The organism is Microcoleus sp. T3_B1 (assembly GCF_036700445.1).
Classification (GTDB): domain Bacteria; phylum Cyanobacteriota; class Cyanobacteriia; order Cyanobacteriales; family Microcoleaceae; genus Microcoleus.
This window is the reverse complement of sequence record NZ_JAUBOX010000084.1, coordinates 26,080-32,580: the sequence shown is the minus strand read 5'-3', so window position 1 is coordinate 32,580 and position 6,501 is coordinate 26,080. Positions and strand designations below refer to the sequence as shown.

The window sequence follows — 6,501 nt, the reverse complement described above, 5'->3', positions numbered from 1 at the left end:
GTTCACTCGACCACCATGATAATATCATACTACTATTGTTTATAATTGCTTATAAACTCAACGAAGTTTTACAATACCGGAGTTTGGCTGGGGCGATCGCCTAGCCCGCCGCCAACCAGCGTAAACTTACGCATATAGGGAGACCTATACCCTAAAACAATATCCGACTTGGGTACTCCGACTTCAATTAACTCATTAGCAATTCCTACTTCAGTTCCATCTCGCTGAATCCAAATCTTGTCCTCTTTAATATCGATGTGAATAACGCAACCATAAACTCGTCTTTCTCCACGCCATCCCACATGAAACATCAAATAGCGATCGCGTTTGATATCACAAGCAATTTCAGTTTCTATCTCCCCATCGTCCGAACCGCAGCTAGAGTGTTTTTCAATGATTGATTGAATTAGCTCTCTATACTTTTCTATTTCCATATAACGATCGCCTCTCTCGCAGGATTAAACACAATCAAGTTTAATTGCATCCGCGTCACTGACATTCGAGCTAAACGCCGAGTAAAAAACTCTTCATAAATATCTTCTGGAATTGCCAAATAAAGAAGTCTATCCGGTTCTGACTCTTCCAAAACCACTTTATAATTCCAGGCTTGACCTATAGCCTCGTGAAACTGATTTATCAATGACAGACCTAAAAAACACTTGATTTCTACTGCTATCTTCTGTCCGTACTTTTCTGCTCCTAACAAATTATTTTGGGCTCCTAAGTCCACATAAAGCTTATCTTCGTCTACTTTGAGGTACAAAGGATCGTGGGTAATAGTCCACCCTTCTTTTTCCAAAGCTGAACATACAGAGACATGAAAGATATCTTTGGCAGACATAGATTTTGAGAAATCATGTTACTCGCTCCCATTATATCATATCCTACGACTGTGCCAGACAAACGGGCGATTGCATTTTGAATTAAGTGCGATCGTTTCTTCCTTCTCAATTTAATTGTAAGGTCGATAAAATACCAGAGTCTGACTGGTGCGATCGCCTGAATATTTGACGATCGGCCTCAAACATACTATTCAGCTTTTCCCTATGGATGAATCTGACTCAAAATCACCCGCAACCGATCGTAATCATCCTTCAGCAAAACACTCAAACTCCTTCCCGCTTCCACCAACCAAGATCGATCGCGCATCCGCAACTGATAAATCTCACGAATCGCCGCCGCCGTCAGCGCATCCACCGGCGCATTAGCCACCCCCAGCAGCGTCCTCAAAAAATCCAACTGCACCGTAAAATCAATCACCTCATCCGGTTCGCAGCGATAAACCGCCTGGTGAATTTGCGGCGGGCGCGGCGGCAAATACTGATAAATTTTACCCCTAGATGGGCCGTGACCGTTCAACCTTTCCGGCGCCGTCTCAAACCCCACAATCGCCACTCGAAACTCGGTTTTGAGCATCGCAAAAATCTGCGGTTGTTCTTCCCGTAACTCTTCCAGCGACAAACCCAAAGCGCGAGCTCTGTGCACGGAGTCGATCGGGCTAGTCGTAGCGTAATAAACCACGCCGTAAATTTGATTTTTTGACTCTTCATCCTCGGCCTTCACCCAACTCCCAAAAGGTGGCATCACGGGAAAGCTTAAGTCTTCCGGTTCCAAACATTGAGCCAAAAACTCCGAAGTTGCCGTCTCGATTACCTCAGCAATGCGATCGGGATGGCGCTCTTTTGTAGCAAATTGGGGTAAAGGTAAACGCATATTAGTCAGTTAGCAGTTGGTTGTTGGCAGTTGGTTGTTGGTTGTTGACAGTTGGCAGTTTGTTATTGGCAGTTGGTTGTTATTTATTATTTGTAAGTGGGTACTAATAAACAATAACTAATAACTACTTACAACTGTCAACTGACAACTGTCAACAACCAACTGACTATTTCGCGCGACCTGCCGTAGCATCGACGAGTTCCAACTGCGACAGGCGGAACGTAATCAGCTTGTCCCAATTGCCGCCTTCAAACAGTACCGCGACTTTCCCGTCTGTAACTCGCTGGACTTGTCCTTGAAAGGCGTAGTAAATCTCACCCTTATCTTTAACTCGAACTGCTGAACCTGGAAAAATCATAATTGTTTGAATGTTATGTTTGCTGTTTATAGCTTACCTTTTCTTGGCGATCGAGAGTTGATGCTAAAACAGGCAAGATGCCTGTTCCACACACTAAACAGGCAAGATGCCTGTTCCACAAATTAAACAGGCAAGATGCCTGTTCCACAAATTCAATAGGCAAGATGCCTGTTCCACCAACACTCACAGGCAAGATGCCTGTTCCACAAACAAGCACAGGCAAGATGCCTGTTCCACAAATTCAACAGGCAAGATGCCTGTTCCACAAATTCAACAGGCAAGATGCCTGTTCCACAAATTCAACAGGCAAGATGCCTGTTCTACAAACACTCACTGGTTTCTTGTGGGGAGTAGGGGTTGGGCGTCCCGCCCGCCCATCAAAAGCTGATTAACAATCCAAGATGTGAGTTAGGCTAAGGCTGCTACGGAAACTTTACCGGCAATGCGGCCGGCGATCGCCCGCAACTCCCTAGCTGAAGCAGAACCCGGTTGTCCCACCACGATCGGCACCCCGGAATCGCCACCTTCCCGCAACGGAATTTCCAGCGGAATGCGGCCTAACAGCGGCACTCCCAACTCAGCAGCAGTCTTTTCCCCGCCACCGGAACCGAAAATATCGTATTGCTTGTCGGGCATATCCGGCGGCACAAAATAGCTCATGTTTTCCACAATTCCCAACACCGACACTCCCAACTGCTGGAACATCTTTAAGCCCTTGCGGGAGTCCAACAATGCCACAGTCTGCGGCGTCGTCACGATCACAACACCGGCCATCGGCACAGCCTGCGCCATTGTCAACTGTGCGTCTCCAGTACCCGGAGGCATATCGACAATCAAATAGTCTAAATCGCCCCAATTTACCTGATAGAGGAACTGCCGGATGATCCCGTTCAACATCGGGCCGCGCCAAATCACGGGTTGGTCTTTGTCAATTAAAAACGCCATCGACACTAATTTGACGCCGTAGTTGAAGGCGGGTTCGAGGCTTTCCCCGCTTTTTCCGTCCCTAACCATCACTTTCGCGTCCCCCAGACCCAACATTGTCGGGTCATTGGGCCCATAGATATCCGCATCCAGCAAACCCACCTTGGCGCCGGTTTGCGCCAGCGCTACTGCAACGTTTACCGCCACCGTGCTTTTGCCGACTCCACCTTTACCGCTGGAAATTGCGATAATATTTTTAACGCCTTCAATGCCTTGGCGATCGACCACTCCCTTCTGCTGCGGCGTCTCGGCTGTCACCTCCACCGCCACTTTTTCGACTCCTGGCAACTGTTTGACCGCTTTTTGGCAATCTTCGACAATAAATTCTCGCAGCGGGCAAGCAGGCGTTGTCAGCACCAAGGTGAAACTGACGACACCGCCGTCAATTTTTATGTTACGAATCATGTTCAATTCCACCAAACTCTTTTGCAGTTCGGGGTCTTGCACAGGTCGCAGGATTTCTAAGACTGAACTAACATCGAGTGTATTGGGCATTGTGTTCTCCACCATAGCTCTGCAATTGGGTTTGCGAATTTTCGATCGCAGGTTTAAGTATATTTTTATTGCTATTTTTTAATGTAACTTCATAGCGATCATTTGCAGACCTGCGGTGGCATAATTACATGACGACTGGATTTGGGACTCACGGTCAATCTCAAACTCAAATGCGCTCGGCAAGAATTTCTACGACCGAAAGCAATTTGGTCACAATCCCCGCATTGAGCCGTGGTCGCAATTCTTCAATCTAAAATCTAAAATCTAAAATCTAAAATCGGATGACAGTTTCTACAACACTTAAAACCGCCACTTCCCCGTTTTTGCCGCCCGCTGACTCTAGAGCTAGAGTCAGCCAATTTATGAAAACCCTACAAGACGAGATTTGTCAATCCCTCGAACAGCTCGATGGCGTTGGCAAATTTAAGGAGGACTCTTGGGAACGATCCGAAGGTGGCGGCGGACGTTCTCGCGTCATGCGCGAAGGCGATGTGTTTGAACAAGGGGGAGTCAATTTTTCCCAAGTGTGGGGCGAAAGTTTGCCGGCTTTGATTCTGGCAAAGCACCCAGAAGCAGCAGGTCACGATTTCTATGCAACGGGCACTTCGATGGTGCTGCACCCCCGCAATCCCTACTTGCCTACGGTTCACCTAAATTACCGCTATTTTGAGGCCGGCCCGATTTGGTGGTTTGGTGGCGGTGTGGATTTGACTCCTTATTACCCGTTGGCTGAGGATGCAGCTCATTTTCACAAAACTCTGAAAGCAGCTTGCGATCGCCACCATCCCGGATATTATCCGACATTTAAACTTTGGTGCGACGAATATTTTTACCTCCCCCACCGCCAAGAAACCCGCGGCGTGGGCGGCCTCTTTTTTGACTACCAAAGCGCTCAAGGCGCGCTTTACCGCGACCATCATGTCAAAGGCAAGGCCGCTGAGTGCAGCAACAACATCGGCGCGCCGGAACCTAGGAGTTGGGAGTCGCTGTTCGCCTTCGTACAGGACTGCGGCCGGGCATTTTTGCCGGCTTACACCCCAATTGTTGAAAAGCACCGATCGAAAGAATACGGCGAGCGCGAGCGTAATTTCCAACTTTACCGCCGCGGCCGTTACGTTGAATTTAACTTGGTGTACGATCGAGGCACGACCTTTGGCTTACAAACCAACGGACGCACCGAATCGATTTTAATGTCCCTGCCACCTTTGGTACGCTGGGAATACTGCTACGAGCCAGAACCCAACTCTCCAGAAGCCGAACTCTACTCCAAGTTCTTAAAACCGCAAGATTGGGCGAATTGGATGCCTCAGCAGTCACCGACCTGAGTTAAACTACTGGGACAGTAACCACCGCGATAGATAATAAATTTGAGGGAAGGGTCAGTGATTCATATTGATCAAAAAACCCACACGCTTCAAGACGGTACAACAGTTATCGTCTTAGCACCGACAGGACGGTTGGACATCACTACAGCTTGGCAATTCCGCCTCAAGTTGCAAGAGTGTATTTCCAAACTTAGCCGCCATGTTGTAGTGAATCTTGGTCAGGTTAACTTTATCGATAGCTCTGGCCTGACCTCACTTGTAGCAGGTATGCGGGATGCGGATAAAGTTAAGGGAAGTTTCCGCATTTGCAATGTTCATCCCGAAGCCAAACTGGTGTTTGAAGTCACCATGATGGATTCTGTGTTTGAAATCTTTGAAACGGAAGAAGAAGCTCTAGAGGGGGTGCCGCGCGCAAGTTGACCACCCGGCTTGCATCGCTTGCGGTGTAAGCGCAATTTAAGCTTGAGGGTCACAAAATGCGCCGGAACCCTGCACAAGAACAGGAAGCAGGTAAATTCTTGCCAGCTTCCTTATACTTTCTTCCTTTCTTGAGAGGTTGAGAGGTTCACCAAAACACTAAAGTAGAAGAATAGGTCAAGGTAAAGTCTTGCCTTCTATCCTAGATAGCTAAATTTTTCTTCCTTGTTTCTTGTTGCTTCTTGCTTCAAACCAATATCTCAGGAGCAAAATCCTGACGCTTGACAAATCTAAAAGGGCCCATTAAAGCTCCCCAGATAGCCTTGCCTGTCGTGGGGCTTATTCCTTTGTCGTAGCTGAGAAATTCCTCGCCTGTGGCTTCAAATCCCAAGTCTACTTGGTAATTTTGCCCCCCGTAGGCAAAGCCGCAGCGAGTGCCCTCCGGCAAAGATGCGCGAAAGCGATAGCTGTTTGAGGCTAAATTTTGCACCGCAACTGACAGGGTGCAGCCGGGAAGGAGTTGGATTTGCTCGTTCGTTAGCTTTCTAAGCAAGTCGGGTTTGCAACCGGCTCCTTTGACGGCTTCAATGTCGTTGAACATATAATACTGAGCTTCGATAAGTCCTGGCGCTATCTGTGAGTGCCTCAGTTGCACGATGCGGGGGCGGTATGGCTTGTCTAATTCCAGAATGTTGGCTTGTTCGGCAAACAGGGCAATGCTGGGTTCGGAAAATAAAGGAACGGGTAGTGGTCTTTGCCACATACGAAGGTGGACGTACCACGTCGGCTCTGCTAGCGCTTGTTCCCGGTTGTCAAATTCGCCCGCCATGTACTGGGCTAAAGCTATCAATTCAGGAGAAATTGTCATGTTTGTTGGATTATTCACGATCCTGGGTTGACAAAGAAAACTTATTGTGATATGCAAGACCATATCTAGGCTGGGCAAGTCAGAAGATTAGATTCATGAGCGATCCCAGCTAAGCTATGATTGTAAAGATACTGGGGTTTTTCCCTCCTATTGCGACATATTAATTGTTGCTGCCGATCGCGCGTAAAATATTTTTGATAAAATTTTGTCTCGCAATCCGGCGGCAACGCTTAAAAAACTGGCAATTTTTGTCAGCCCGATCGCAGAATTGACTCCCCCGACTTTACTCACGCCGCGCTGGCACGCCCGCTACGGCAAAATTATTTATCTATAAGACTCAG

Annotated in this window: 10 protein-coding genes; 3 read left to right on the top strand and 7 right to left on the bottom strand. The window is 47.8% G+C overall.

Features of this window, described 5'->3' with window-relative positions; all coding sequences use genetic code 11:
* Window positions 1–68 precede the first annotated feature (68 nt).
* The 6 genes from QT990_RS29670 to QT990_RS29645 all read right to left on the bottom strand — a co-directional run bounded on the left by QT990_RS29670 (window position 69) and on the right by QT990_RS29645 (window position 3,550).
* Window positions 69–434, bottom strand: coding sequence for a XisI protein (locus QT990_RS29670; RefSeq protein ID WP_333144651.1), 366 nt, complete (start codon window positions 432–434; stop codon window positions 69–71).
* Entirely contained in the window at window positions 425–841 is a 417-nt protein-coding gene (locus tag QT990_RS29665; protein ID WP_333144650.1) for a XisH family protein, read from the bottom strand. The genes QT990_RS29670 and QT990_RS29665 overlap by 10 nt, the downstream gene beginning before the upstream one ends.
* 203 nt (window positions 842–1,044) lie before the next feature.
* Window positions 1,045–1,713: an HAS-barrel domain-containing protein gene (locus QT990_RS29660; protein ID WP_333144649.1), complete on the bottom strand. Its 669-nt coding sequence runs from the start codon at window positions 1,711–1,713 to the stop codon at window positions 1,045–1,047.
* A 166-nt stretch (window positions 1,714–1,879) separates the two neighbouring features.
* Window positions 1,880–2,071 carry an NAD(P)H dehydrogenase subunit NdhS gene (locus QT990_RS29655; protein ID WP_293145052.1) on the bottom strand — a complete coding sequence of 64 codons (192 nt, stop codon included), beginning with the start codon at window positions 2,069–2,071 and terminating at the stop codon, window positions 1,880–1,882.
* A gap of 13 nt (window positions 2,072–2,084) precedes the next feature.
* Window positions 2,085–2,288 (bottom strand): hypothetical protein, encoded by a 204-nt coding sequence (locus QT990_RS29650; RefSeq protein ID WP_333466099.1) that lies wholly within the window; start codon window positions 2,286–2,288, stop codon window positions 2,085–2,087.
* Between the two features lie 191 nt (window positions 2,289–2,479).
* Complete coding sequence (locus tag QT990_RS29645; protein ID WP_006631390.1) at window positions 2,480–3,550, bottom strand: Mrp/NBP35 family ATP-binding protein; 1,071 nt, start codon at window positions 3,548–3,550, stop codon at window positions 2,480–2,482.
* Window positions 3,551–3,831: 281 nt separating this feature from the next.
* Here QT990_RS29645 and hemF point away from each other — a divergent pair, with 281 nt between their 5' ends.
* Window positions 3,832–4,875, top strand: coding sequence for an oxygen-dependent coproporphyrinogen oxidase (gene hemF / locus QT990_RS29640; protein WP_333144646.1), 1,044 nt, complete (start codon window positions 3,832–3,834; stop codon window positions 4,873–4,875).
* 57 nt (window positions 4,876–4,932) lie between these two features.
* Window positions 4,933–5,295, top strand: coding sequence for an STAS domain-containing protein (locus QT990_RS29635; RefSeq protein WP_006631392.1), 363 nt, complete (start codon window positions 4,933–4,935; stop codon window positions 5,293–5,295).
* A gap of 244 nt (window positions 5,296–5,539) precedes the next feature.
* Here QT990_RS29635 and QT990_RS29630 read toward each other — a convergent pair whose 3' ends face one another.
* A complete protein-coding gene (locus tag QT990_RS29630; protein WP_333309648.1) occupies window positions 5,540–6,160 on the bottom strand; it encodes a chromophore lyase CpcT/CpeT in 621 nt (206 codons plus the stop codon).
* Window positions 6,161–6,365: 205 nt separating this feature from the next.
* Between QT990_RS29630 and QT990_RS29625 the strand changes: the two genes are divergently transcribed.
* A complete protein-coding gene (locus QT990_RS29625) occupies window positions 6,366–6,494 on the top strand; it encodes a hypothetical protein (protein WP_333144644.1) in 129 nt (42 codons plus the stop codon).
* Window positions 6,495–6,501: the final 7 nt, after the last annotated feature.

Excerpts from the sequence above, each read along its gene's own strand:
- QT990_RS29670 (WP_333144651.1), bottom strand. The coding sequence starts at position 434 with ATGGAAATAGAAAAGTATAGAGAGCTAATTCAATCAATCATTGAAAAA.
- QT990_RS29665 (WP_333144650.1), bottom strand. The coding sequence starts at position 841 with ATGTCTGCCAAAGATATCTTTCATGTCTCTGTATGTTCAGCTTTGGAA.
- QT990_RS29660 (WP_333144649.1), bottom strand. The coding sequence starts at position 1,713 with ATGCGTTTACCTTTACCCCAATTTGCTACAAAAGAGCGCCATCCCGAT.
- QT990_RS29655 (WP_293145052.1), bottom strand. The coding sequence starts at position 2,071 with ATGATTTTTCCAGGTTCAGCAGTTCGAGTTAAAGATAAGGGTGAGATT.
- QT990_RS29645 (WP_006631390.1), bottom strand. The coding sequence starts at position 3,550 with ATGCCCAATACACTCGATGTTAGTTCAGTCTTAGAAATCCTGCGACCT.
- hemF (WP_333144646.1), top strand. The coding sequence starts at position 3,832 with ATGACAGTTTCTACAACACTTAAAACCGCCACTTCCCCGTTTTTGCCG.
- QT990_RS29630 (WP_333309648.1), bottom strand. The coding sequence starts at position 6,160 with ATGACAATTTCTCCTGAATTGATAGCTTTAGCCCAGTACATGGCGGGC.